Origin of the sequence: Pseudoalteromonas sp. OANN1 (assembly GCF_024124685.1) — a bacterium.
Taxonomy (GTDB): Bacteria; Pseudomonadota; Gammaproteobacteria; order Enterobacterales; family Alteromonadaceae; genus Pseudoalteromonas; species Pseudoalteromonas piscicida.
This window is the reverse complement of the sequence record NZ_JAMXSE010000005.1, coordinates 146,583-171,734: the sequence shown is the minus strand read 5'-3', so window position 1 is coordinate 171,734 and position 25,152 is coordinate 146,583. Positions and strand designations below refer to the sequence as shown.

The following is a 25,152-nucleotide window of genomic DNA, read 5'->3' as shown; positions in this document are numbered from 1 at the left end:
ACAAATGGCCAACCATAAGTAATACCAATTGAATTAATTCTCTAATCAATTTGAAGGGTGAAATAGCATATTAGCTTCGTTAAAAATTTCTCATTTAGAACAACTAAATAGCAAAATTTTTGCCTTGCTACTAAAGCTATTTCCCCGCTTCAAGATAGATCATTTACTTAATACAACTGGTATAATTTGTGAACAACCTTTATTTCATAATAGGGAACTATGGAACACTATATCTCAACGTTCATTTTTTTCTTTGCGGTCATCGACCCCATTGGCACTATACCGGTATTTATCGCAACTACCACAGGCTTTGATATCGCGACAAAACGAAAAATAGCGGTTAAAGCCACACTGGTTGCAGCCATTGTATTGCTATTTTTTATTATTGCAGGTGAAATCATTTTAAACGCAATTGGTACTCCCCTACCTGCATTCGCGATTGCCGGAGGCATCGTACTGTTCATCTTTGCCATGACAATGATTTTTGGCGAGGGTAAGCCAAGTGAAGAAATTAAGTTAGACAGTAAAGCATCCGACACCGCTATTTTCCCTTTAGCAATGCCTTCTATCGCAAGTCCTGGGGCTATGTTGGCAGCCGTTTTGCTTACCAAAAACAGCGAAAACAATGTATTTGAACAACTCCAAACCTCGATTATTATGCTCAGCGTATTGGCTATCGTGTTGATATTTTTACTGGTTGCGACAAAAATTCACCAATGGATTGGTGATAGTGGCGCAAGTATCGTCAGCCGAGTAATGGGACTTATCTTAGCTTCCGTTGCAGTATCTAGTGTATTGGCAGGTATTAAAGAGTATTTTATGTTGTGATAGAGAGTAACGAGAGGGTTAGCCCTCTCTTTCGATGTCATTGTTTCAAAATAAATTTCTTCACCGCTTTATTATGTTCAGTCAGTGTTTTCGAAAAGTGATGTCCACCATCTCCTGATGCAACAAAGTAAAAGTATTCGGTTGTTGCTGGATTAAGTGCCGCATGGATAGCAGCACGAGACGGCATTGCAATGGGTGTCGGTGGCAAGCCATCAATTCGATAAGTGTTATATGGCGTCTTTTCACGGATATCTTCACGTTTAATATCACCATCAAAGTGCTCACCAATACCATAAATAATGGTTGGATCTGTCTGTAAACGCATACCTTTACGTAAGCGATTGATAAAAACGGAGGCTACTTTATCTCTTTCTGCAACTACGCCCGTTTCTTTCTCAATAATCGAAGCCAAGATCAAGGCTTCATAAGGCGTGTTTAAAGGAAGATCAGGCATTCTATTTTGCCATTCCTTTTCAAGCACACTCTGCATTTTGGTATGAGCACGTTTAAGTAAGCGCAGCGCTGAGTCATTTCCATGATAGTGGTAGGTATCAGGGTACAACCACCCTTCAGCTGAACTCTGCGATATATTCAGTTGTGCTGTCAGCTTATCAATGTCTTGCTTTAAGTAGGGGGCACTGAGGAGCTTGTTTTTGACTTCCCAAATGGGCATCCCTTCAATGATTGTAAAGCTAAAGTTGTGTTGATCCCCGCGACTAATCTTGCTGATGGCATCAAGCACAGTTAACCCTTTAAGATCGTAAAAGCCCGCTTGTAACGCGAATAATTTAGGCTCTACCTTACTATAAAGTTGGTAAGGAAAGCAGCTAGATAATGCCCCGCTACGCTGCCATAGATGACATAGCTGATTAAATGTTTGCCCAGCCTTTATCTCAACTAATGCCTCAGAGATATTAAGTGGTTCAAATTTAACCTTATTTATTTGTTGAGATAACCACCATGACGCTGCTGCTATCAAAAATGCGACTATGATAAACAGTTTTTTCATTTATATTACTTCCCTTAAAATCGCCTTTTCAAATCATGTAAGTCGGCGATATCGAAATGTTTATTCTCAATTCTTACTACGGGTACCAACTGCATTAAACTATTACAAATAAAGACACCATCAGCTGCTTTTAACTCGTCAAAAGCAATATTTTTGACCCTAATATCGTGCTTACTTTCAAGTGCGGTTAAAAACACACCTTTAATGCCTGAGCCACTAAGATCTGGCGTATATAGATTGTTTTCTTTAATCATGATGATATTTGCCGCTGACGCTTCAATCACCCTATCATTGATATCCGTCACAATGACATCGTCGCAAACCAATGTCTGTGCATCTTGTTTAATAAGTACTTGTTCTAACCGATTCAGTGTCTTTAATCCGGCTAATAACGGCTGAATACCCAGTTTAACTCGGCTTAATCCGACCTCAATCCCATTCTGCTGCCAAGTTGTATAGTGTGAAGGATAAGGTAACACCTGAATACTCACACTCGGCTGAGGCGTCTCAGGAGCTTGGTAACCTCGACCCCCTTCCCCTCGAGTAATAAGGATCTTCAGAACTGCTGCCGCTTTATCTTTAACTTGCTCTTGAACCAAAAACTCGATTTCGTCTAGTCGTAACTCAGGAAAGCCCAATCGCTGCTGACATTCCACCAGTCGATTTCTATGAAGTGGCCACAAATCAACATTTCCATCACGGACTAACGCAGTGGTAAAAAAGCCATCGCCATAAGCCAATCCTCTGTCAGTGTTAGAAAAAAGCTGTTGATTATCCACATCACTTTCCTTTTTAAGGGTTTCCAAAACATAAAAAAACTCGGCAATGCCGAGCTTTTTTATCATAACCTACTTTGCTATCAGATTACTAAGGCTAATCTACACCTTTTTAAATAGCAACGAACCGTTTGTTCCACCGAAACCAAACGAGTTACACAAAGTGTACTCTAGTTTCGCATCACGGGCAGTATGAGGCACATAATCTAAATCACAGCCTTCATCTGGGTTATCCAAGTTAATGGTCGGCGTTACTTTTTGGTCTTGCAGCGCAAGAATCGAAATAATAGATTCAACTGAACCCGCAGCACCAAGTAAGTGACCCATCATTGATTTAGACGAACTCACCATTACATCTTTTGCCGCAGAACCAAACACCGACTTAACAGCATGCGTCTCTGCAACGTCACCCGCTGGAGTGGAAGTGCCGTGTGCGTTGATATAGCCAACCTGCTCTGCATTGATCCCTGCGTCGTTCAATGCATTAACCATGGCCTGTGCAGCGCCAGCACCATTTTCTGGTGGTGATGTCATGTGGTATGCATCACCACTCATACCAAAGCCAACTAGTTCAGCGTAGATCTTCGCACCGCGTGCTTTCGCATGCTCATACTCTTCTAGTACGATCACACCGGCTCCATCAGCTAGCACAAAACCGTCACGGTCTTTATCCCAAGGGCGAGAAGCCGCTTGCGGATCATCGTTACGCGTAGAAAGCGCACGAGCCGCGCTAAAACCGCCCATACCAATTGGGGTTGACGCTTTTTCAGCACCACCGGCTACCATCGCATCTGCATCGCCGTATGCAATCATACGGGCCGCATGACCAATATTATGAAGGCCAGTTGTACATGCAGTCACAATCGAAATATTTGGACCTCTCAAGCCATGCATGATGGACAAGTGACCAGAGATCATATTGATAATGGTAGAAGGAACGTAAAACGGAGAAAGCTTGCGTGGACCGCTATTTAATAGCTTGACGTGGTTTTCTTCAATTAGCGTCAAGCCACCGATACCAGAGCCGATGGCTACACCAACTCTAGCGGCATTCTCTTCGTTAACTTCAAGACCTGAGTCTTTTAAAGCCTGTACACCTGCAGCGATACCATACTGGATGAAGACATCCATTTTTTTAGCATCTTTAGGGGAAATGTACTCAGTGACATCAAAGTCGTTAACTAAACCAGCAAACTTAGTTCCGAAACCTTCTGTGTCAAAATGCGTGATATTGCGAATGCCACTACGGCCTTCTAATAAGCCCTGCCAGGTAGATGCAACATCATTACCCAGCGGCGTCAACATACCTAAGCCAGTTACTACGACTCGACGTTTAGCCACGGTGTCCTCCAAAAAGGGATTATTATAATAATTGGGGGGTCTAGAAAGAGTTAGGGCAGCGAGTGCTGCCCTAATAGAAAAGCTAGTTACTCAGCGTGAGCAGTAACGTAGTCGATAGCTGCCTGAACAGTAGTGATTTTCTCAGCTTCTTCATCAGGGATCTCTGTATCGAACTCTTCTTCTAGCGCCATTACAAGCTCAACAGTGTCTAGAGAGTCAGCACCTAAATCATCAACGAAAGACGCTTCTGATTTAACTTCTTCTTCTTTAACACCTAGTTGTTCAACAATAATTTTCTTTACGCGTTCTTGGATGTCGCTCATTCTTCTTTCCTTTATTTAAACGCTACTGCGTTAATTTTCAGATTGCGGCGCAGTTTACGACGCATCATTCTGGGATTCAAGGATTGACCCGTACTTTTTTTTCTGGTCAAACCTGTTACAAAGCTTTGGATCTTTTTATCGCCTATTTTCGCGACGATTTCAAGTACGTTGTCGACAAGATCACAAAAATTTCAATTGATTTGTGATCTTAGCGGGTTAAACCATGTACATCGCACCATTTACGTGCAAAGTTTCACCAGAAACATAAGCTGCCGCATCTGATGCTAAATAAACCACAGCCGCTGCGATTTCTTCAGGCTGACCTAAACGACCTGCTGGTACATTTGCCAAAGTCGCTGCTTTTTGCTCATCAGTTAGCTCATCCGTCATGTCTGTCTGAATGAAGCCAGGTGCTACAGTATTTACCGTAATACCACGAGATGCAACCTCACGCGCCAATGATTTTGTAAAACCAATTACACCCGCTTTTGCAGCAGCATAGTTAGCTTGACCCGCATTACCCATAGTGCCCACTACTGAGCCAATGTTAATGATACGGCCATTTTTCTTCTTCATCATTGGACGAAGTACCGCTTTTGATAAGCGGAAAATGGATGACAAGTTAGTATCGATGATGTCATCCCACTCTTGATCTTTCATGCGCATCAGCAAGTTATCGCGTGTGATACCAGCATTGTTTACCAACACATCAATATCACCTAAATCTGCTTTGATTGCATCCAAAGTTGCTGTGATTGAGTCGGCATCTGTCACGTTTAGCGCATAACCTTTACCATTTTCGCCTAGATACTCTGAGATACGCTCTGCACCAGACTCACTCGTTGCAGTACCCGCAACTTTTGCACCTTGCGCTACTAAGGCGTTAGCGATTGCTTTACCAATACCACGGCTAGCACCCGTTACTAGTACAACTTTTCCTTCTAAAGAAAATAAATTACTCATAATGCTCTCGTTATTATTCTGCTGCAGCAATGGCAGCTAAATCATTTACCGACACACACGACACTGAGCGGTCGATGCGTTTCACAAGACCCGAAATCACTTTACCAGGGCCGAACTCAAAAGTTGTTGTAACACCTTCTTTCGCAACCGCTTGTACAGTTTCAGTCCATCTTACTGGACTATAAAGCTGACGAATAAGCGCATCTTTTATTGCTGCAGCATCTTTTGCAACAGCAACGTCAACATTGTTGATCACATCAAACTTTGGCTCTGAAAATGCAAGTGCTTCAAGATCTTTCGCTAATTTATCAGCCGCAGGTTTCATTAATGCACAATGAGAAGGAACGCTAACTGCAAGTGGTAATGCGCGCTTAGCTCCTGCTTCTTTACACGCTTCAGAAGCTCGATTTACTGCTTCGACGTGACCCGCAATCACCACTTGACCTGGTGAGTTGTAGTTTACCGGCGAAACAACATCCCCCTGTGCAGATTCGGCACAAACTTTAGCAATCACGTCATCATCTAAACCAATAATTGCCGCCATTGAACCCGTACCAGCAGGAACTGCTTCTTGCATGTATAAACCACGTTTTTCCACTAATTTAACGGCATCAGCAAGGGTTAATACTTCTGCACATACCAATGCAGAGTATTCACCTAGACTATGGCCAGCTAGTGTCAGTTCAGCTTCAACACCTTTCTCTTGCCACGCTCTAAAGATAGCGACACTTGCGGTTAATAATGCCGGTTGAGTACGGTGCGTTTGGTTTAATTCTTCTTCAGGACCGTTTAGCACAAGTTCGGCTAAATCGTAGCCTAGTGCTTCTGACGCTTCAGCGAAAGTCGCTTTAACGATATCAGAAGATGCTAATAATTCAGATAACATGCCCACGCTTTGTGAGCCCTGTCCTGGGAAAAATAATGCGATTTTTTGTGACATATTGTGCTCTTATTTTCTCTGTTGTCGCCACGTCCTCATGTCACTTAGCAGTGTTAGGGATGCGGACCTGACGGTTGTTTTTCTGTGTCGACCTGAGCAAACACCGCTTGGATCTTTTCAGGGATCTTGCGTTGTACTTCTTGCGCAGCTTCTTCAATCGCGGCTAAAAATGCCTTCGTTGTGGCATTTCCGTGACTTTTCACAACAATACCGCGCAATCCTACCAGACTTGCGCCGTTATACTGGTCGGGGTTCACCCTTCTATACAATTTTTTTATAACGGGTCGAAGTAAAAAGGCCAACGCTTTATAAAAAAAGTGCTTTTTTAACGCTTTGCTAAACTTATGCATGATGAGTTTGGCAATCCCTTCACAGGTTTTCAAGGCGACGTTACCGACAAATCCCTCACATACAATTACATCGGCTTTGCCAGAGAACATATCGCTCCCCTCACAATAGCCTTGATAATTAATAACAGATGAGGATTTCATTAATTTTGCAGCTTGCTTGATACCATCATGGCCTTTGATTTCTTCAGAGCCAATGTTTAACAAACACACTTTAGGTGAAGGAATATTTAAAGCCTCTCCAGCTACGATTGAGCCCATAATACCAAACTGATAGAGGGTTTCAGGATCACAATGCACATTCGCACCAAGATCAAGCAAATAAACGGGCTGCTTTTTCTCTGTTGGAACGGCTGAAATTAATGCGGGACGCTTGATGCCAGGCAACATTTTTAACACATAGTGGGCCATAAAAAAGAGCGCACCTGTATTTCCTGAACTAACACAAGCCTGCGCTTCGCCAGATTTCACCAAATCAAGCGCAATACGCATTGAGGACTGCTTTTTATTTCTAAGTGCAGAGGCAGGTTCACAACCGTTAGTGACGACTTCTTTACAGTGTTTAATTTTGAGTCTTGGATGATCCAGCATATTTGCTTTAGTCAAAGCACTTTCAATAACTTGCTGATTACCACAGAGGATTAAATTTAGATTTGGGTGCTTAAGCACAGCAGCGATAGCTGCGGGGATAGATGAACGGGGGCCGTAATCGCCCCCCATCATATCTAACGCAATGGTTAGATCGGTCAGCATAAAGTAATCTCTTACTTAGAAATTACTTTAACGCCTTTGTAGTAACCGTCAGCAGTCACGTGGTGACGACGATGAGTCTCGCCAGAAACCTGATCTACAGTTAGAGCTGGTCCACTGATCGCATCGTGTGAACGACGCATACCACGACGTGCGCGTGACTTCTTGCTTTTTTGTACCGCCATTAGCCTTCTCCTAAGAATCTTTCTTAAGTTGTTTCAAAATTTCAAATGGATTTGGTTTGCTATCTTCTGCTTCAATTTCACCAAAGCTCTTTGGCTTATCAGAATAAGAGCATAGTGCTTCATCATGCGTCGGGACTATCGGAATTGCGAGTAATAGTTCATCTTCGACGATCTGTCTTAGATTAACCTCACCCTCTTCATCCAGTTCCAACACATCATAACGCTCGGGAAGATCATCCGACTCTGCACCTAATCCGACTGGCGAATACGCAAAGTCTTGTTCCAAATCCAACCCTAATTCATCATTACAACGCTGACATACAACAGTTAGATGGGCTCGGACTTTGCCTTGCACAACAACCAAACCTTGTTCGTCGATGTTGAAATGAATGTCTACCGCTATTTCACTATTTTGATCACGCACAACTTGCTGCAATCGAGAAAGTTCTTCAAGCATTACAACACCGTCATAAGATGCTCGACGTTGCGCTGCTCTGCATGGATCAATAGTGATGGGAATTTTCACCTTTTGCATAGGGGCTGCATCATATAGATAGTTACTGTGTTAGTCAAAGTAAAAATACACTTTCCCTTTGTTTTTCGCGTTATTGCGCATTATCCTGTTGGCAATGTTGTCACAAATATAAAAATCTCATGAAAACGCCCCTTATTCTAGCCTCAAGTTCGCCATTTAGGCAGTCAATTTTGAAAAAATTAATGCTTCCTTTTGCATCTTTTTCACCGGATGTAGACGAGCAAGCACTCGAAGGTGAATCAGCACAGCAACTTGTTGCACGATTGAGCGAATCAAAAGCCAAAGCAGCAATAGCAAAATATCAACAAGGTGTGGTGATTGGTTCAGACCAAGTTGCGCTATTCAACGGTGAGATCCTAGGAAAGCCACATAATAAAGAAAACGCGATTAAGCAACTAAGCCTATTTAGCAATAATCGCGTGACTTTTTTGACTGGTTTAACCGTTTTTGACATAGAAAGCGGCAAAACGGTCACTGAAGTGGTACCGTTTCATGTTTACTTTCGCCAACTTACCCAAACACAGATCAGTAACTATTGTGATGCGGAAACACCTTACGACTGTGCTGGAAGCTTTAAAAGCGAAGGATTAGGGATCTGTCTGTTTGATAAGCTTGAAGGAGAAGACCCCAATACCCTGATTGGCCTTCCCCTTATTCAACTCACTAAAGCACTGCTCACGTTTGATATTGATGTGCTCGCCGAGCAATCAGGCCAACAATAGGTTAGACAAGTCATGATAGTTATCGCAAATATGGGCAGCCGACGTTTGCGATAGCTGCTCTCTTGTTGCAACACCCATAGTGACGCCGATCGCGTCAATGCCTGCATTTTTCGCTAAATTCATATCAATAATCGTATCGCCTACCATGACAGCCTCTGTAGCTTCCACATTTAGTTCAGCCAAAATCTGAAGCAACATATCGGGATGCGGTTTAGACTCCGCCTCACATGCTGTCCGTGTCGTAACGAAAATATCACTCAACCCGCTTTCTGCCATCAGGCGGTCAAGTCCTATTCGGCTTTTTCCTGTTGCAACCGCAACTTTGATACCACTGCCATGTAATTGCTTTAAAAGCGTTTCAGCACCTTCAAATAGAGGCGCTGGGGTTTTGTCTTGATGCTTATAGATATATTTATAAGCCGCAATTAAAGACGCTAATTTGTCTTCATGATTTGGAAAAAGTGTCAGTATCGCTTTATCGAGAGACAGGCCGATAATACTTTTCGCCGCTTCGTTACTGACGGGTGCAATTCCACAAGATTCAGCAGCCAAATGAATGGTATTTACGATTTTTGGCACAGAGTCCATGACGGTGCCATCCCAGTCGAAAATCACACACTTGTACTGCATGTTACTTCCTTAATTTAACTAAGCATGCTTCCAAAGCCCCATCCAATGGTGCCTCTACATGGTGTGTCGTTTCTGTTTTCGGGTGCATAAATCTGAGTTCTTTAGCATGCAAAAACAGCCTATTTAATCCCACTTCACGCATTTTGGCATCAAACACCTGATCGCCATACTTATCATCACACGCAATCGGATGTCCTTTACATTGAGTATGCACTCGGATCTGGTGCGTTCTACCTGTTACTGGTGACGCCTGCACTAAAGTTGCGGACTCAAAACGCTCGACGACTCTAAAACGAGTATGAGAAGGCTTGCCTTGCTCATGATCCACTCGCACCACTCGCTCACCTGACTTTAAGGTATTTTTACGTAGCGGTTCGGTGACATTTTTATGTTTGGCATCCCATTGCCCTGAAACCAGCGCAAGGTAATTTTTCTCCATGGTCTTTTCTCTTAGCTGCTCATGAAGTCCTTTAAGCACAGCGCGGCGCTTTGAAATCAACAAACAACCCGACGTGTCGCGGTCCAAACGGTGCACCAACTCCAAGCTTTGCTCTTGTGGGCGTAATGCTCTTAATGCTTCAATTAAGCCATAGCTTAAGCCGCTGCCACCATGTACCGCCATACCGGCTGGCTTATTTATAACTATCAGATACTTATCTTCATAAAGAATGGCATCTTCTAGGTTTGCGACTTTATCTAGGTTTTTAGGCACAAACTCTGTTTTCTCTGCAACACGCACAGGTGGGATACGGATTTCATCATTGATCTGTAGTTTATATACAGGCTTCACCCGCTTTTTATTTACGCGCACTTCCCCTTTGCGAAGAATTTTATATACGGCGCTTTTTGGCACCCCTTTCAAATGCGTAACTAAAAAGTTATCGATCCTTTGGCCTTCTTGGTCTTCAGTCACGGTAACGAAGCTAACTTGTAATGCGGGTTTCTCTGACATTGCCTAATCACTGATTTGAGTAATAATTTAGTTGCTATCTCGACATTATTAGTGGGATAATCAGGCCGCAAATTTTTGCGAGGTGCTTTTTATCGCAAAAACAATGTCGTGATGCACATCTTGGATGGCAGATCATACAGATTAGAGCTAATATTTCCAAAGCTTTTATCATGCATCTAAGATAAACACGTGCGAACAGTCAGTGCGAAGCGCGTAATATTTCGTTTAATGACTGGACACGATGAACAAACCAAAAAGCAAGAAATTAAAATTTGTCTGATACGTTTACCACAGTTGCAGTAATACCCGTGCATAGCAGGCCGCAACTCGTGAATAATCACAAAGCAATCAAGTCAAAAGATGGTGATAGCCAAGCTTGGCAAACCAAGCTCAACTTACCCCGTGCATGACTACTTTGTGAAACGAATAAACGTGCAAAAAGCGAACGATGGATCAGTGATTTTACCCTGATTTAAAGCGGAAACTGTGAATATGTTCCCTTTCCCCCAGTCGTGAGACTGCATCATTTAATAGGAACATCCAAGGCGTAGCACGCTGTCGCTGGCAAGACGTATCAGGCGCTGTAAATAATTAAGTAGAGAATTACAATATGAAACGTATGCTGATCAATGCAACGCAGCAAGAAGAAATGCGCGTGGCACTGGTTGACGGCCAGCGTCTATACGATCTAGATATAGAAAGCCCTGGTCACGAACAGAAAAAAGCCAATATCTATAAGGGTAAAATTACCCGTATCGAACCATCCCTAGAAGCCGCATTTGTTGATTATGGCGCCGAGCGTCACGGATTCCTTCCTTTAAAAGAAATCGCTAAAACGTATTTCCCTGATGGTTATACATTCAATGGTCGCCCTAACATCAAAGACGTGATCAAAGAAGGTCAAGAAGTCATCGTTCAGGTTGATAAAGAAGAACGTGGTCAAAAAGGCGCGGCACTCACAACGTTTATCAGCGTCGCTGGTAGTTACTTGGTATTAATGCCTAATAACCCAAGAGCTGGCGGTATTTCACGTCGTATCGAAGGTGACGAGCGCATTGAGCTAAAAGAAGCATTGAGTCGCTTAAACGTACCTAAAGGTATGGGTCTTATCGTTCGCACCGCGGGCGTAGGTAAATCTTTCGAAGAACTAGAGTACGATCTTAAGGCGCTACTTGTTCATTGGGACGCAATCCAAAATGCGGCAAATAGCGGTAAAGCACCTTTCTTAATTCACCAAGAAAGTAACGTTATCTTCCGTGCAATTCGCGATTATTTACGTCGTGATATCGGTGAGATCCTAATTGATAAACCGCGTGTTTTTGAAGAAGCGAAGGCGCATATCGAGCGTTTCCGTCCAGATTTCATCAATCGTGTTAAGCTTTATCAAAACGATGTGCCGTTATTTACGCATTATCAAATTGAGAGTCAGATTGAGTCAGCTTTCCAGCGTGAAGTGCGTTTGCCTTCAGGTGGTTCTATCGTCATTGATCCAACAGAAGCACTCACTTCTATCGATATCAACTCGTCAAAAGCGACAAAAGGTGGCGATATAGAAGAGACGGCGCTGAACACTAACTTAGAAGCGGCTGACGAGATTGCGCGCCAGTTACGTTTACGTGACTTAGGTGGACTAATCGTTATCGACTTTATCGATATGACTCCGCCTCGCCATCAACGTGAAGTAGAGAACCGCTTGAAAGAAGCCGTTCGTACTGACCGTGCTCGCGTGCAAATCGGTAAGATTTCTCGTTTCGGCCTGTTAGAAATGTCGCGTCAACGTTTGCGTCCGTCGTTAGGTGAAGCGAGCCAGCATACGTGCCCACGCTGTGACGGCCAAGGCACCATTCGCTCAAACGAATCCATTGCTTTGTCTATCTTGCGTCTAATCGAAGAAGAAGCGATCAAAGATAATACCGCTCAGGTCAACGCCCAAGTGCCTGTCGCTGTTGGTGCTTATCTGTTAAATGAAAAGCGTCGTTCTGTGCAACGCATCGAAAAGCGCCATGAGTGCCACGTTGTTATCATTCCTAACCAACATCTAGAAACACCGCACTATGAAGTGGTTAGATTGCGTAAAGATGAAACAACAGAAGCAGCAAGCTATGAGCAGATCATCGCGCCTGAGCCTGAAGTCGTTGAAATTGCTCGAGCTCAAGCGATTGTGAAAGAGGAGCCAGTGTTAAAAGGTGTCGTTATGCCTGATGCACCAGCGCCTGCGCCAGCCCCTACTCCAACTCAAGCTGCAAAACCACAAGCACGTAAGCCACAAGCACAACCAGCTCAAAACGGCACCAGCCTGTTTGCAAAGATTGGTCAATGGTTCAAGAGCCTATTTGCTAGTGACAGCGATAACAAAGAAGAAAACAAATCTTCTGAAGAAAAATCATCACGCGATAACAACCGTGATAATCGCCGTCGCAATAATAACAATCGTCGTCGTAACAATAACCGCCGTCGTAACGATCAACAAAAAGAAACAACGGTTGAATCGAAAGACGAAAACAACGGTAACGAGCAACGTGGTGATAACCGCAAACGCCGTCGTCCAAATAACAGAAAGCGCCAAGATCAGGACAAAGCAAACCGTCCGGCTAAGGAATCTGTAAACGATAACGTTGAAGCGGTCGAGGCTAACGACGCGCCAGTTAAAGAAGCGACAGTAAAACCACGCAGACAAAGACGTAATCTTCGCAAGAAGGTACGTGTGGAAGAAACCAACGCACAGGATACTAACACATCAGAGCAAGCTAGCACTGAAGAAGTGAAAGTAGAAGCAAAGCCGCTTGAACAACCAGCGAAAACGGCGGCTGAGCCTAAAGCTGAACAAAAGCCGAGGCAAAGAAAAGCGAAACCTGTCGCGGATAAGTCAGAGCAAGAGTCTGCAACGAACGAACAAGTAGCTGCACCTTCTGAACAAGCTGACGTACACGCTCAAGCAAAGCAGCAAGAAACTGCTAACACTGAGCGCCACGAACAAAACGATGTTACCGAGGTGGTATCTGCTGAACTTTCAGAATCGCAAATTGATGATGAAAATAAAGAAGGCCGCACTCGCTCTAGACGTTCTCCGCGTCATCTGAGAGCAGCTGGTCAACGTCGCCGTCGTCAGGATACGCCTGAAAAAGGTCAAGCTGCTGCATTTGTGCCCGTTGCAGATCAAGCCGCTGCAGAATACGAAGCAGAGCTAAAAGCAAAATCTTCTTTTGACACTGACGTTCAAGAAGGTGTACAGCAAGAAGCAAGTACGATTGAGACTCAGTCGTCACCTGAAACGGTAACTGAAGATAATGCACCAGCGGCAGAAGCGACTGTTTCTGAGACGCACACTGATGCAGAGCAAGATGTCGCAGCTAAGCCAGCCGAAGCACCGGTTGACGAAAATGAAGCACAAGAAATAGAGCCTGCAAACGAAGTTGAGGCAACCACAGCTGAAGCACCAATGCAACAAGCTGCACAGCCCGAAACGTCTGCAAGCGCTGACGAAGTAGTCGCAGAAGAAGTAGAAGCTGCACAGCCAGAAGAAGCAAAAGTGGTTAAAGCTGAGCCAATCGCTGACACAGTAGAGACTGAACAAGTTGAAACTGCGAAGGCTGAAGATGAAGCTGAAACTGCAATTGTAGAAGAAACTCAGGCTTCTGACACTGAGGCAACACCTGAAGTTCAGGAGCCAGCAGTCGAGGCACAGGCAACAGAAGCGGTTGTGGAAACAACAGCAGTTGAAGCAGTTACTGAATCTTCAACTGAAGAGACTCCAGCCGCTAACGCTATTGAGGCACCTACTCAACAGGTAGTAAACGGCAACTCTGTACAAAGCCGTGTACGCTTCAACCAAACGGCTGCAGCGCCAATGACAAAAGCACAAAGCGTGATTGAGGATGTCGTGGTAGAAACACCGTCTGCGATGCCACATGAACAGCGTCAGGCTGTGGCGAATAGCGGCTTGGGTGTTGGCTCTAAGTCACCAACAGGCAGAGCAAGCGCCGACATGGCCTCTCCTGCTCAGGTTGACTAAGCAGTAATTGAAAAGCCAGTCTCTTAAGACTGGCTTTTTTGTGTCCGAATTTTACTGAGCAGACAAATGGTAATACCAGTCCTTCGTAGCACTCCGTGCTATTTATCAGTAGAATGCCGTCAATTCTTTGATCGTTAAAGTCAAAAGTATGATCACACTTAAGAGATTTAAAAACGCCTCTTTAAAAGGTGACCTATTCGGTGGTGTAACCACTGCGATTATTTCTTTACCACTCGCACTCGCTTTTGGTGTTGCCTCTGGTGCTGGCGCAGAAGCTGGGATGTGGGGCGCAATTTTGGTTGGCTTATTTGCCGCACTGTTCGGTGGTTCAACCTCCCTCATTTCTGAACCAACCGGCCCAATGACTGTTATCATGACAGCAGTACTCACCGCCATGATGAGCAAGTATCCCGAAAATGGTCTTGCGATGGGCTTTACTGTTGTCATGATGGCAGGTGCTTTTCAGGTTTTACTCGGTACGCTCAAGTTAGGTAAATACGTTACCTTGATGCCTTACAGCGTCATCTCCGGATTTATGTCTGGTATTGGTGTTATCCTCATTATTTTGCAGCTTGCTCCTTTACTTGGACACCAAGCGCCTGCAGGTGGTGTTATTGGCACTTTATCTAACTTGCCCAGCCTGCTGATGGACTTACACTTTTCTGAGTTGTTCCTCGGGGTGATCACACTTGCAATCTTATTCAAAATGCCAAGTAAGTGGCGTCAATACGTCCCCGCTCAGCTGGTCGCACTCGTCGCCGTTACACTGCTTTCAATCATTATTTTTGATACAGATAGTATTCGCCGCATCGGTGAAATTCCAAGTGGCCTACCAAGTATTATGTTTCCAGTATTATCACCAGAGCTATTAGTTGAAATGCTTATCGATGCACTGGTATTGGGCACTTTGGGCTGTATAGATACGTTGCTAACAGCAGTAATAGCCGACAGTTTAACGCGAACCGAGCATGATTCTGATAAAGAGCTCAGAGGCCAAGGTATTGCCAATATGATAGCTGGCCTTTTTGGTGCATTGCCAGGTGCTGGCGCAACGATGGGAACAGTGGTCAATATCCAAGTGGGTGCTCGCTCGCCAATTGCTGGGATATTCAGGGCACTCATTTTAATGGCAGTAGTCTTTATCGCGGGCAGTTTGACCGAGCCAATCCCAATGGCGGTGCTTGCTGGTATTGCAGTGTATGTTGGTTTTAATATTCTGGATTGGAGTTTTATCCAGCGTGCTCATAAGCTTAGTGTCAGTCAAATGGCGATTATGTATGGCGTAATGCTACTTACCGTTTTTGTTGACCTGATTGTTGCTGTGGGCCTTGGCGTATTTATCTCTAATGTGATGATCATAGAGAGATTAAGCCGAGTGCAAGCTAATCACGTTAAAGCAATTAGCGACAGTGATAGCGATGAAGATGTACCACTGACGAAAAAAGAAAGCGAGCTGTTAGATAAAGCCAACGGTAAACTATTATTCTTTTATCTTTCCGGGCCAATGATTTTTAGCGTCTCAAAAGCAATCGCAAGACAACACCGCAAGATTAGTGAATACAAAGCCATGGTATTAGACTTAAGCGACGTAGCTATGATTGACGTCACCGTGGGCTTAGCCATTGAAAATGCGATTACAGATGCGCTTGATGCGAACTGTAGCGTGTTTATCTATTCACCGAATCTGGAGACCACCGATAAACTCAAGCGCTTAAACATTCATGACCGTCTAGGCGACCGTGCGTTTTGTGATAGTCGCGAGATAGCGCTCAGCCAAGCCATTGATACTATGGCTAAAACTTATTAAAGTGCGCACTTAGGTGATCTAGTAACAATCGTAAACTGGTCGCGACAAATTGTCTGGGTGGATACAGCGCCCAGACGCCCTCTTCCTCAGGTCTAAAGTTGGTGAGTACCTCTGTTAACTCTCCACTCTCTAGCGCCTCTTGCACGTAATAATGCGGTAACTGTACCAAACCTAAGCCTTGCTTTGCTGCTTCCAAAAGCCCCCAACCACTGTTGCAACGAAGTGGCCCCGCCACTTTAATTTGTCGCGCTTTACCGTGCTCAACAAAGCGCCATTCGCTACTATTGCCAATCAAACATTTATGATTGCTAAGCTCAGCGAGCGTATGCGGTTGGCCAAATTGATTTAAATAGATATTTGCACCACACACCATGGTTTTACGTGTGGTTAGCCGTTTGGCGCGCAGTGATGAATCCTGTAACTTACCGAGTCGAATTGCCAAGTCAAAGCCTTTATCGAGTAAGTCGACTTGGTTGTTCGTCAAATGCATTTCAACCTCAACTTTGGGATACAAACGCATAAAGTCAACTACGGCAGGCATGACATAAGATTCGCCGTACATTACTGGTGCGGTAAGCTTAAGTTTGCCTGTTGGCTGTCTATCACGTTGACGGATTGCAGCAGTGGCGTCATCTAATCCATGCTGTAAATGCTTTGCGTGAGATAAAAACACTTCACCTTCCTGAGTCAGCGCTAATTTTCGGGTGGTGCGCGTCAAAAGTTGTATGTTGAGCCGCTCCTCTAACATTTTCACTCGGCGACTAATTTGCGCAACCGAAGTCTTTAACTGAGTTGCAGCCCCACTAAATGAGCCATTACTTGCGACCGCAACAAACTCATCAATGCCAATCCATCTATCCATTATTACATATACGTAAAAGTCTTTATGATTTTTATAGATTATCAAAAATCATAATGTAGTTATACTGCTATCAACTTTTAAGAAAGGAACAAACCATGTCTGAATTTATTAAATCTAAAGCAGCAATCGCTTGGGGCCCAGGTCAACCGCTTAGTATTGAAGAAGTTGATGTTATGCCACCCAAAAAAGGCGAGGTCTTAGTTAAAATCACCGCAACGGGCGTATGTCATACCGATGCTTTCACTTTGTCTGGCGACGATCCTGAGGGCGTGTTTCCTGCAATTTTAGGTCATGAAGGCGCAGGTATTGTTGAAGCAGTTGGTGAAGGCGTTACTAGCGTTGCCGTTGGTGACCACGTGATCCCATTGTACACACCGGAGTGTGGCGAATGTAAGTTCTGTAAGTCTGGTAAAACGAACCTTTGTCAGCAGATCCGTGAAACCCAAGGTAAAGGCTTGATGCCTGATGGCACAACCCGCTTTTATAAAGACGGCCAACCAATTTATCACTACATGGGCACGTCAACGTTCTCTGAGTACACTGTACTGCCAGAAATCTCTTTGGCTAAAGTAAACAAAGCAGCGCCTCTTGAGGAAATCTGCTTGCTTGGCTGTGGTGTTACCACGGGAATGGGCGCAGTAATGAATACCGCTAAAGTGCAAAAAGGCGATACCGTTGCCATTTTCGGCCTAGGTGGGATCGGCTTGTCTGCTATCATTGGCGCGACAATGGCTGGCGCGAGTCGGATCATCGGTATCGATATCAATGAAGATAAGTTTGAGCTGGCGACAAAGCTTGGCGCAACCGATCTTATCAACCCGAAAAAATTCGACAAACCTATCCAAGAAGTGATCGTTGAAATGACCGATGGCGGTGTGGATTTCTCATTCGAATGTATCGGTAATGTAGATGTCATGAGAAGTGCCCTTGAGTGCTGTCACAAAGGCTGGGGTGAGTCGGTGATCATCGGTGTTGCAGGCGCAGGACAAGAGATTTCAACACGCCCATTCCAATTGGTTACTGGTCGCGTATGGCGCGGTAGTGCTTTTGGTGGCGTAAAAGGTCGCTCAGAGCTTCCTGAGATTGTTGAACGCTATATGGCTGGTGAATTCAAGCTCAATGACTTTATCACTCATACCATGAAGCTCGAAGATATTAATGAAGCCTTTGATTTAATGCACGAAGGCAAGAGTATCCGCTCGGTGATCCATTACTAGTACCCGCTCAAGGACGCACAGGTTGCGTCCTATTTCACTTAATTAAGGAGCACTTGATGGAACTGATTTCCAGCAACAAAGTATCCGGCGGTTGGCATAAGCGCTACACACATACCAGCCAGTCGACACAGTGTGAAATGACCTTCGCCATTTTTTTACCTGAAATCGTCAATGAGGGACAACAAGTCCCGGTTTTATATTGGCTCTCAGGGTTAACCTGCAGCGATGAAAACTTCATGCAAAAAGCAGGCGCGTTTAAAAAAGCCAACGAGCTTGGCATCGCGATTGTCGCACCAGATACAAGCCCGCGCGGAGAAGGCGTTGCAGACGACGAAAATGGTGCTTATGACTTTGGTCTAGGTGCGGGGTTTTACGTCAATGCGACACAGGCGCCGTATAGTCAACATTATCAAATGTATGACTACGTGACAGAAGAGCTGCCTCAGTTAATCGAAACGCACTTCCCTGTTAGCCCACAAAAAGCTATTAGTGGTCACTCCATGGGTGGGCATGGTGCGTTAATTATTGGGCTTAGAAACCCTGACGCCTATACGAGTATCTCTGCGTTTAGCCCAATCGTTAACCCAAGTAACTGTCCCTGGGGTCAAAAAGCGCTAACAGGATATTTAGGGGACGACAAACAGTGTTGGCAACAATATGACGCGACCGAACTATTGTCGCACTATGTTAGTCCAACAAAACGTCCGATACTCATTGAGCAAGGTTCAAGTGACCAGTTTTTAGACGAGCAGCTAAAGCCTTGGTTATTCGAACAAGCTGCAGAAAAAGCAGGCTACCCTATCACGCTAAACATGCATGAAGGTTACGATCATAGCTATTTCTTTATCTCGAGCTTTATTGAAAATCATCTTGAGTTTCATGCTAACTATATGAGGTGAGCCTGACTGACGTTTGCGCATTTAAGCACTAAGCTAAAAATAAAAAAGGCGTACTCCCTGTACGCCTTGCTTGCTTAACATTAGGGCCTGTTTATCTTTCAAGTTTGTTTTTGCAGCAGTTTGATTGGTATTAATACAAGGCAGAGCCTGCGTAGCATAGTTGTTCTATGTGAGTCAGGCGAGAACACAGTAGAAATGCCAAGCAATCGCTGCCCTTTGGGTTCACCTGAGTGCGCTTTGTTCATTGTTGCTCAACTTTTGTCTAGATTACTAGGCGGCAAGTCGAGCGCCGCGACCAAAACACACTCAGGAGAACAAAAATCAAACAGCAAAGGTCAACAGGCCCTATTCTTTGTATCAAATCATCAGATTAAATCGCCGTATGGATTCGTTGGACAAAGCTGTATGCTTTGCTCGAACCCAGGAATGGCTAACTCTTGCTGACTTAAATTCAATTCAGACTCATCAATCATGCCATTGCCAAAACGATAAATCAGCTCGTATTGGCCATAATCGGCCGCTTGCTGATATGCAATTTGTCTTTGTGTTGTAATCGCAAGTTGTTGCTCGTAACTTGCAAACTCAGCTTGGCTATAACGCTTGCTTAGTAGCTGCTTCGTAAGATTTGGAGAAAGTACTGTTGCTGTTGCATTGTTACCACCAAAGCCCTTTGAATTTATAAAGGCGATATCCATTGGCTCGCACTCATAGTGCTCGGTACGAATATCTAAATGCTCGGCGTGAACATCCTCTGCTACTGCATTGATTGTAGTGATCCCAGGCATAATATTGTATTCAAACACCCCAAGTGCCATCGCTAGCTGATCGCCAGATGCCGGCGCGATGGTATGACCAACATAGGCTTTTGGCGCCGCCACTTTCCAACCATTAATCGCAAAGGTTTCTGCAATTTTGTGGTAGATGAGCGACTCTGTAACCCGGTTTTGTGGTGTACTTGAGCCATGTGCCAAAATAAAGCTGCGTTTCACTAACGCCTCGGTGCCTGCGATTTGCTGAGCCAGTGCGACCGATTTTGCCATGGTAATATAGTTACCAGGTCCGGGTGCCGTAATCGACTTTTTCACGCCGTCTGCGTTGACATATACATCGGCCACAGAACCCATAATCTGCGCGCCAAGCTCAAGTGTTAAGGCGTCATCCATCAAAATCGCCACTTGTGCCCCTTCACCAATTGTAAAGCCACAGTTTTCACCAAAAGGACGACTTGTTTTGCGATAATCTACACACTCAGTATCATCAAGTTTACGCAAGCCTTCTTCATTTGCGAGTGCGCCCATATTACCGAAGCCTTCGATGATCTCTGGTGTAATAGCACACTCGACACTGGCTACAATCGCCACTCGAGTACGGCCAGCCTGAATATCATTCACTGCAGCGCGAAGGTTATATAGAAACGTTGCACAGGCACCTGATGTCGTAAACGTTGTGCCAACGCTGCCAGTAACATAAGCATTGATAAAGTCAGTGGACATGGTATTGAGTCCTAACGCCAACTGCTTAGTGCTTACTCGGTCGCCACGTAAACGACTACCTACTAATCCACCTAAGCCCTCATCATTCATTTGCCCCGCCACAGAGGCAGAGTAAGTGCCGATTTGGTCCGGTCGTACGCTGTTCATTATCTTATCCCACTCAAGACCCGTTGAGCGGATAGCGTCGGTTGCAGCAAAAATCGTCGCCTGAAGGCCGCGTGGTTGGTAACGGCTGTTATACATGAGCGACGGCTCAAAGCCCGTTGGTAATTGGCCTGCGGCTTTAATTGGATTGTCTCTATAGCTATCGTGCTTAACTTCAATCTGGTCCGCAATGGTTACCTCAACCGTTTTTGGATCAAGCTCAATCACTTGCCAAGCTGCAGGGACTGGCTCTGGTAAGTCACGCTTACGACAACTGAATACTATCTTGCTGTCATCATTTGCTTTCATTGTGAGCTTTTGCTGCCAAGGGGTCGCATCTACATCAAAATGGTTTTTTTCGATTTTACGGATCAACGTACCCGCTAAGATCTGCTCACCAAAACGCGACTCAATCTCCACCTCTGGAATGACTTGGTCGTTTTGGTCAATTAGCTGGCCATCTTCATAACGCACTAAGTTCATTAAACTCGCAAGGCCCAAATAGGTCTCTTGTCGGTCTTTAGCATTTAGCTTATCAAGTACAATACGTTTGTAGCCTTGATGGAAAGAGGTGCGCCCCGCGGCGTTAATACCCCCCATTCCTACAATAATTGGCAATGCTGTCATGTCGTTCCTACTTCTGAACTAAGATAATGACTTGATTTTAATTGCATTCGAATTTAAGTTTTTACAAAATACGCCACATATAAATCATTTTTCGCCAAACCAAAGAGGTCGGAGCAGATGAAATCCTGTACAAAGGTCGCCATTGTGCTTTACAAGCATATGCTCGTTACCAGTGTCACCTTACCGCTGGAAATGCTCAAAGCCGGACAAGCCTTTGCTAAAGTGCATCTAAAAAAGGCTTATGTTCCTTTAGAAGTTCTCCTTTGCAGCAGCCAAGGCGAGGCAGTCAACGCCGATAATTACATGACACTTGAGGCACAAAGTGACTTTAGCTCCTTGCCTTTATATGACTACATTATTGTGCCAAGCATATGGCGAAATCCAAGACCTATTGTAAGACAAAACCAAGCGCTGAGTGAGTCACTTGCCGATGCATGGGGAGCAGGAAGCACACTGATAGGTGTAGGTACGGGTGTTTGCTTTTTAGCAAGTTCTGGCCTGCTTGACGGGCATTCAGCAACGACCCACTGGCATTTTGCCAAACAATTTTCTCAGCTATATCCCAATGTTGAATTAAAACCGGATTACTTTATCACTCAATCAGAGCGGATCTACACTGTAGCCAGCTTAAATGCGCTGGCCGATGTGATTGTTCATATTATTGAGTTACTGTACGGGATAGAAGCCGCACACCATGTGCAGCAAAACTTCTCTCATGAAATTCGTAAACCGTACGAAGAACAGCGCTATTTAGAGGGTGCTGTTGACCGTCATGCTGACGAGCAAATTGCTGCAATTCAATTTTGGCTGAAAAATAACGCCGCATCGGAAATCTCTTTACCTGCTGTTGCGGCGCAATTTGATTTAAGTTATCGCACCTTTAACCGCCGCTTTAAACAAGCAACAGGACAAACTGCCGTTGCCTACTTACAACAGGTGCGTATTGAAATGTGTAAAGAGCTGCTCGCAAGCAGTAATCTCTCCATTCAAGATATTGCTCTTGCTTCTGGATTTAATTCACAAGGGCAATTAAGCAGAGTATTTAGGCAATTAATGGGAAGATCACCAAGCACATATCGGGCAATAGTAAGAAAGAAATTGTTCTCGTAGCAACTCGTAGCAAAACGAGAGTAAACCACTCTACAGTATTTGCATCACGGTTAACGTTTGCTGTTGGCCGTTGAAGAAAAACGAAATATCTTCGTCTACCGTTAACCCCTTTAGCCGCTTGCCAAGAGGCGCATCAAACGTTAACACCAACACAGGTATTTCTTTATATTGGATTTTTAGCCCGCCTTCGCAAGGCGCAAAATAGAACCAATGACAGTTGCCCTGCTCGTCTTCAATTTCAACTAGTGCGTTATGTGCAATTGTATTGCTCACAGCTAGAGCCAACTGATTCAATATTGTTTGTTTTGCCAAATGCATGGCATCAACGCGCTCACTTTGCCCTTCTGCTAGGTAGCCATACTCGATACTCAACGAGTCGTATTGTGTTTCAGCAGCACTTTGCTCGTGAGTCGCGTCAGCACGAGCACTGTTTGCCGCTTCAGTGGCTTCAATCAGCTTTTGTTCAAGTGCAAACTTGAGATATTCGATAAAAACAGATTTATTCATTGGTAGTTTACAGCTATTGGATGACTGGTAGTAACAGACTGGCCGTTAACGGTTAGCGCCAAACGTAAAATCCAACGCATAGATTTATCCGTGCAAACACCGACCATGGTTTTTGCTATCAGTGTGTTTTTGTCAAAGAACACGGGAATTCTCCCCATGTTCATATTTTCTCCCTCAAGCCATGCCGAAACGACCTCTACTTTAGTCGCACTTTTTAGCCCAATGGTAAATTCTGTTTCAGGTTGAACCTGCTTTGAGCCTAGATAAATCTGCACTTGTGGAGTTAAATCACAGGGCGTTGAAAAATTACAGACATTTCTTGTTACTGAACTTTCACTTTTTTCTGAACTTTCATGTATAATAATAGTCGGGTCTGAACAGGCCACGAGGAAAACACCTAGCAACCCGATTGTTAATTGCTTTGCAATCATGAGGGATTTACCGTCACTTCTGAATCCTGCGCAGTGTACGCAAGTTTCAGGGCAAATGCTAGGTTGCTTAAGAAGCGAACAAAAAGCGCGTGAAAACTTGATTGATGTCATAATTTTAGGCGTTTTAGGTATCTTTTCATAAGCAAAAAAATTATCATTTCCTCGCAAAAATAAAGGTTTCTCGGGCTGGTTAGGTTTTCACTCATCTTTTGAGTTAAAACATGACGGGCTTGAAGAAATATAACTAGGGCCTGTAATTCAGGTAATTCATTTCTAATCGCAATAAATTGCAGCGGAATCCAGAAAATGAGCCAAACAGTAGCATCACAAACTGAGTACAATTATAAAGTTGTACGCCAATTCGCTATCATGACAGTGATTTGGGGCATTGTTGGCATGGGTGTAGGTGTATTTATCGCAGCGCAACTTGCGTGGCCTGCGTTAAACTTCGACATTCCATGGTTAACTTACTCTAGACTTCGTCCGTTACACACGAACGCAGTAATCTTTGCATTTGGTACAAGTGCACTATTTGCAACCTCTTACTATGTTGTTCAGCGCACGTGTCAAACGCGCCTGTTCTCTGACAAACTTGCCGCATTTACCTTCTGGGGTTGGCAAGCCATCATCGTATCTGCGGCTATCACGCTTCCTCTAGGTATTACTTCTTCAAAAGAATACGCTGAACTAGAGTGGCCGATTGATATCGCAATCGCGGTAGTATGGGTTACTTATGCTGTAGTATTCTTTGGTACTCTTATCAAGCGTAAAGTGTCACACATCTATGTAGCAAACTGGTTCTACGCTGGTTTCATTATCACTGTTGCAGTGCTTCACATTGTAAACAGTATGGCTATTCCTGTATCACTTACTAAATCTTATTCAATCTACGCAGGTGCAGTAGATGCGATGGTTCAGTGGTGGTATGGTCACAACGCAGTAGGTTTCCTACTTACCGCTGGTTTCTTAGGTATGATGTACTACTTCGTACCAAAACAAGCAGGTCGTCCAGTTTACTCTTACCGTCTATCGGTTGTTCACTTCTGGGCACTTGTTTCTCTATATATTTGGGCAGGTCCTCACCACCTTCACTACACAGCACTACCTGACTGGACACAGTCTCTAGGTATGGTGATGTCAGTTATCCTATTCGTTCCTTCTTGGGGCGGTATGATCAACGGTATCATGACGCTGTCTGGCGCTTGGCACAAACTACGTACTGACCCTGTACTGCGTTTCTTAGTTGTATCTCTATCGTTCTACGGTATGTCTACGTTTGAAGGCCCAATGATGGCTATTAAGTCTGTAAATGCGCTTTCACACTACACAGACTGGACAGTAGGCCACGTACACTCGGGTGCACTAGGTTGGGTTGCGATGATTTCTATCGGTGCAATTTACCACCTAATCCCAGCCCTATTTGGTCACGGTAACATGTACAGCATAAAGCTAGTTAACACGCATTTCTGGCTACACACAGTAGGTGTTGTGCTTTATATCGTTGCAATGTGGATCTCTGGTGTTATGCAAGGCCTAATGTGGCGCGCAGTAAATGCTGACGGTACATTAATGTATAGCTTTGTTCAGTCACTAGAAGCTTCTAAGCCTTTCTATATCATGCGATTCCTAGGCGGTGTATTCATCGTAGTTGGAATGCTGGTAATGGCTTACAACGTATTCCGTACGGTTACTGCAAAAAGTGGTCAACTTGCCACTGATGCAAACCCGCAAGTGGCTTAAGG

At 44.4% G+C, this 25,152-nt stretch carries 23 protein-coding genes; 8 read left to right on the top strand and 15 right to left on the bottom strand.

Annotated elements, in window-relative coordinates; all coding sequences use genetic code 11:
- The first annotated feature begins 219 nt into the window (after positions 1-219).
- The gene (locus NH462_RS06745; protein ID WP_253105020.1) at positions 220-828 is read left to right on the top strand and encodes a MarC family protein; all 609 of its coding nucleotides are present in this window, start codon (positions 220-222) and stop codon (positions 826-828) included.
- 37 nt (positions 829-865) lie between these two features.
- Here NH462_RS06745 and mltG read toward each other — a convergent pair whose 3' ends face one another.
- The 9 genes from mltG to yceD all read right to left on the bottom strand — a co-directional run bounded on the left by mltG (position 866) and on the right by yceD (position 7,997).
- Positions 866-1,837, bottom strand: a complete 972-nt coding sequence (mltG, locus tag NH462_RS06740; protein WP_253105017.1) for an endolytic transglycosylase MltG — start codon at positions 1,835-1,837, stop codon at positions 866-868.
- A gap of 14 nt (positions 1,838-1,851) precedes the next feature.
- Positions 1,852-2,682 (bottom strand): aminodeoxychorismate lyase, encoded by an 831-nt coding sequence (gene pabC, locus NH462_RS06735; RefSeq protein ID WP_253105014.1) that lies wholly within the window; start codon positions 2,680-2,682, stop codon positions 1,852-1,854.
- Between the two features lie 33 nt (positions 2,683-2,715).
- Positions 2,716-3,954 (bottom strand): beta-ketoacyl-ACP synthase II, encoded by a 1,239-nt coding sequence (gene fabF, locus NH462_RS06730; protein WP_010374022.1) that lies wholly within the window; start codon positions 3,952-3,954, stop codon positions 2,716-2,718.
- An 86-nt stretch (positions 3,955-4,040) separates the two neighbouring features.
- Positions 4,041-4,277 carry an acyl carrier protein gene (gene acpP / locus NH462_RS06725; RefSeq protein ID WP_010374019.1) on the bottom strand — a complete coding sequence of 79 codons (237 nt, stop codon included), beginning with the start codon at positions 4,275-4,277 and terminating at the stop codon, positions 4,041-4,043.
- A 216-nt stretch (positions 4,278-4,493) separates the two neighbouring features.
- Positions 4,494-5,240, bottom strand: coding sequence for a 3-oxoacyl-ACP reductase FabG (fabG, locus tag NH462_RS06720; RefSeq protein WP_017219124.1), 747 nt, complete (start codon positions 5,238-5,240; stop codon positions 4,494-4,496).
- A gap of 13 nt (positions 5,241-5,253) precedes the next feature.
- Positions 5,254-6,180 carry an ACP S-malonyltransferase gene (fabD, locus tag NH462_RS06715; protein ID WP_039497519.1) on the bottom strand — a complete coding sequence of 309 codons (927 nt, stop codon included), beginning with the start codon at positions 6,178-6,180 and terminating at the stop codon, positions 5,254-5,256.
- Between the two features lie 53 nt (positions 6,181-6,233).
- Complete coding sequence (gene plsX, locus NH462_RS06710; protein WP_010374011.1) at positions 6,234-7,280, bottom strand: phosphate acyltransferase PlsX; 1,047 nt, start codon at positions 7,278-7,280, stop codon at positions 6,234-6,236.
- 11 nt (positions 7,281-7,291) lie between these two features.
- Positions 7,292-7,462, bottom strand: a complete 171-nt coding sequence (gene rpmF, locus NH462_RS06705; RefSeq protein ID WP_010374010.1) for a 50S ribosomal protein L32 — start codon at positions 7,460-7,462, stop codon at positions 7,292-7,294.
- 10 nt (positions 7,463-7,472) lie between these two features.
- Complete coding sequence (gene yceD, locus NH462_RS06700) at positions 7,473-7,997, bottom strand: 23S rRNA accumulation protein YceD (protein ID WP_010374009.1); 525 nt, start codon at positions 7,995-7,997, stop codon at positions 7,473-7,475.
- Between the two features lie 119 nt (positions 7,998-8,116).
- Here yceD and NH462_RS06695 point away from each other — a divergent pair, with 119 nt between their 5' ends.
- Complete coding sequence (locus tag NH462_RS06695) at positions 8,117-8,719, top strand: nucleoside triphosphate pyrophosphatase (protein ID WP_253105012.1); 603 nt, start codon at positions 8,117-8,119, stop codon at positions 8,717-8,719.
- Here the strand turns inward: NH462_RS06695 and NH462_RS06690 are convergent.
- On the bottom strand, positions 8,705-9,349 hold the full coding sequence (locus NH462_RS06690; protein WP_253105009.1) for an HAD-IIIA family hydrolase: 645 nt from the start codon (positions 9,347-9,349) through the stop codon (positions 8,705-8,707). The two genes, NH462_RS06695 and NH462_RS06690, sit on opposite strands and share 15 nt — an antisense overlap.
- A 1-nt stretch (position 9,350) precedes the next feature.
- Complete coding sequence (gene rluC, locus NH462_RS06685) at positions 9,351-10,301, bottom strand: 23S rRNA pseudouridine(955/2504/2580) synthase RluC (RefSeq protein ID WP_010374006.1); 951 nt, start codon at positions 10,299-10,301, stop codon at positions 9,351-9,353.
- A 610-nt stretch (positions 10,302-10,911) separates the two neighbouring features.
- Between rluC and rne the strand changes: the two genes are divergently transcribed.
- Together rne and NH462_RS06675 are read left to right on the top strand one after the other, a co-directional pair.
- Positions 10,912-14,313 (top strand): ribonuclease E, encoded by a 3,402-nt coding sequence (gene rne / locus NH462_RS06680; protein ID WP_253105006.1) that lies wholly within the window; start codon positions 10,912-10,914, stop codon positions 14,311-14,313.
- A gap of 148 nt (positions 14,314-14,461) precedes the next feature.
- Positions 14,462-16,120 (top strand): SulP family inorganic anion transporter, encoded by a 1,659-nt coding sequence (locus NH462_RS06675; protein WP_253105003.1) that lies wholly within the window; start codon positions 14,462-14,464, stop codon positions 16,118-16,120.
- Here the strand turns inward: NH462_RS06675 and NH462_RS06670 are convergent.
- Complete coding sequence (locus NH462_RS06670; protein WP_253105001.1) at positions 16,107-16,982, bottom strand: LysR substrate-binding domain-containing protein; 876 nt, start codon at positions 16,980-16,982, stop codon at positions 16,107-16,109. The two genes, NH462_RS06675 and NH462_RS06670, sit on opposite strands and share 14 nt — an antisense overlap.
- A gap of 95 nt (positions 16,983-17,077) precedes the next feature.
- Here NH462_RS06670 and NH462_RS06665 point away from each other — a divergent pair, with 95 nt between their 5' ends.
- Together NH462_RS06665 and fghA are read left to right on the top strand one after the other, a co-directional pair.
- Positions 17,078-18,199, top strand: a complete 1,122-nt coding sequence (locus NH462_RS06665) for an S-(hydroxymethyl)glutathione dehydrogenase/class III alcohol dehydrogenase (protein ID WP_253104996.1) — start codon at positions 17,078-17,080, stop codon at positions 18,197-18,199.
- A 56-nt stretch (positions 18,200-18,255) separates the two neighbouring features.
- The gene (gene fghA / locus NH462_RS06660; protein ID WP_010374002.1) at positions 18,256-19,098 is read left to right on the top strand and encodes an S-formylglutathione hydrolase; all 843 of its coding nucleotides are present in this window, start codon (positions 18,256-18,258) and stop codon (positions 19,096-19,098) included.
- Positions 19,099-19,463: 365 nt separating this feature from the next.
- Here the strand turns inward: fghA and NH462_RS06655 are convergent, their stop codons facing one another.
- Positions 19,464-21,362, bottom strand: coding sequence for a beta-ketoacyl synthase (locus NH462_RS06655; protein WP_253104993.1), 1,899 nt, complete (start codon positions 21,360-21,362; stop codon positions 19,464-19,466).
- A gap of 117 nt (positions 21,363-21,479) precedes the next feature.
- Here NH462_RS06655 and NH462_RS06650 point away from each other — a divergent pair, with 117 nt between their 5' ends.
- Positions 21,480-22,472: a helix-turn-helix domain-containing protein gene (locus tag NH462_RS06650; protein WP_253104990.1), complete on the top strand. Its 993-nt coding sequence runs from the start codon at positions 21,480-21,482 to the stop codon at positions 22,470-22,472.
- Positions 22,473-22,502: 30 nt separating this feature from the next.
- Here NH462_RS06650 and NH462_RS06645 read toward each other — a convergent pair whose 3' ends face one another.
- Both NH462_RS06645 and NH462_RS06640 read right to left on the bottom strand, forming a co-directional pair.
- Positions 22,503-22,979, bottom strand: a complete 477-nt coding sequence (locus NH462_RS06645; protein ID WP_010373999.1) for a hypothetical protein — start codon at positions 22,977-22,979, stop codon at positions 22,503-22,505.
- Positions 22,976-23,410 (bottom strand): hypothetical protein, encoded by a 435-nt coding sequence (locus NH462_RS06640; protein ID WP_010373998.1) that lies wholly within the window; start codon positions 23,408-23,410, stop codon positions 22,976-22,978. The genes NH462_RS06645 and NH462_RS06640 overlap by 4 nt, the downstream gene beginning before the upstream one ends.
- A 306-nt stretch (positions 23,411-23,716) precedes the next feature.
- Between NH462_RS06640 and ccoN the strand changes: the two genes are divergently transcribed.
- Positions 23,717-25,150 carry a cytochrome-c oxidase, cbb3-type subunit I gene (gene ccoN, locus NH462_RS06635; RefSeq protein ID WP_010373997.1) on the top strand — a complete coding sequence of 478 codons (1,434 nt, stop codon included), beginning with the start codon at positions 23,717-23,719 and terminating at the stop codon, positions 25,148-25,150.
- Positions 25,151-25,152: the final 2 nt, after the last annotated feature.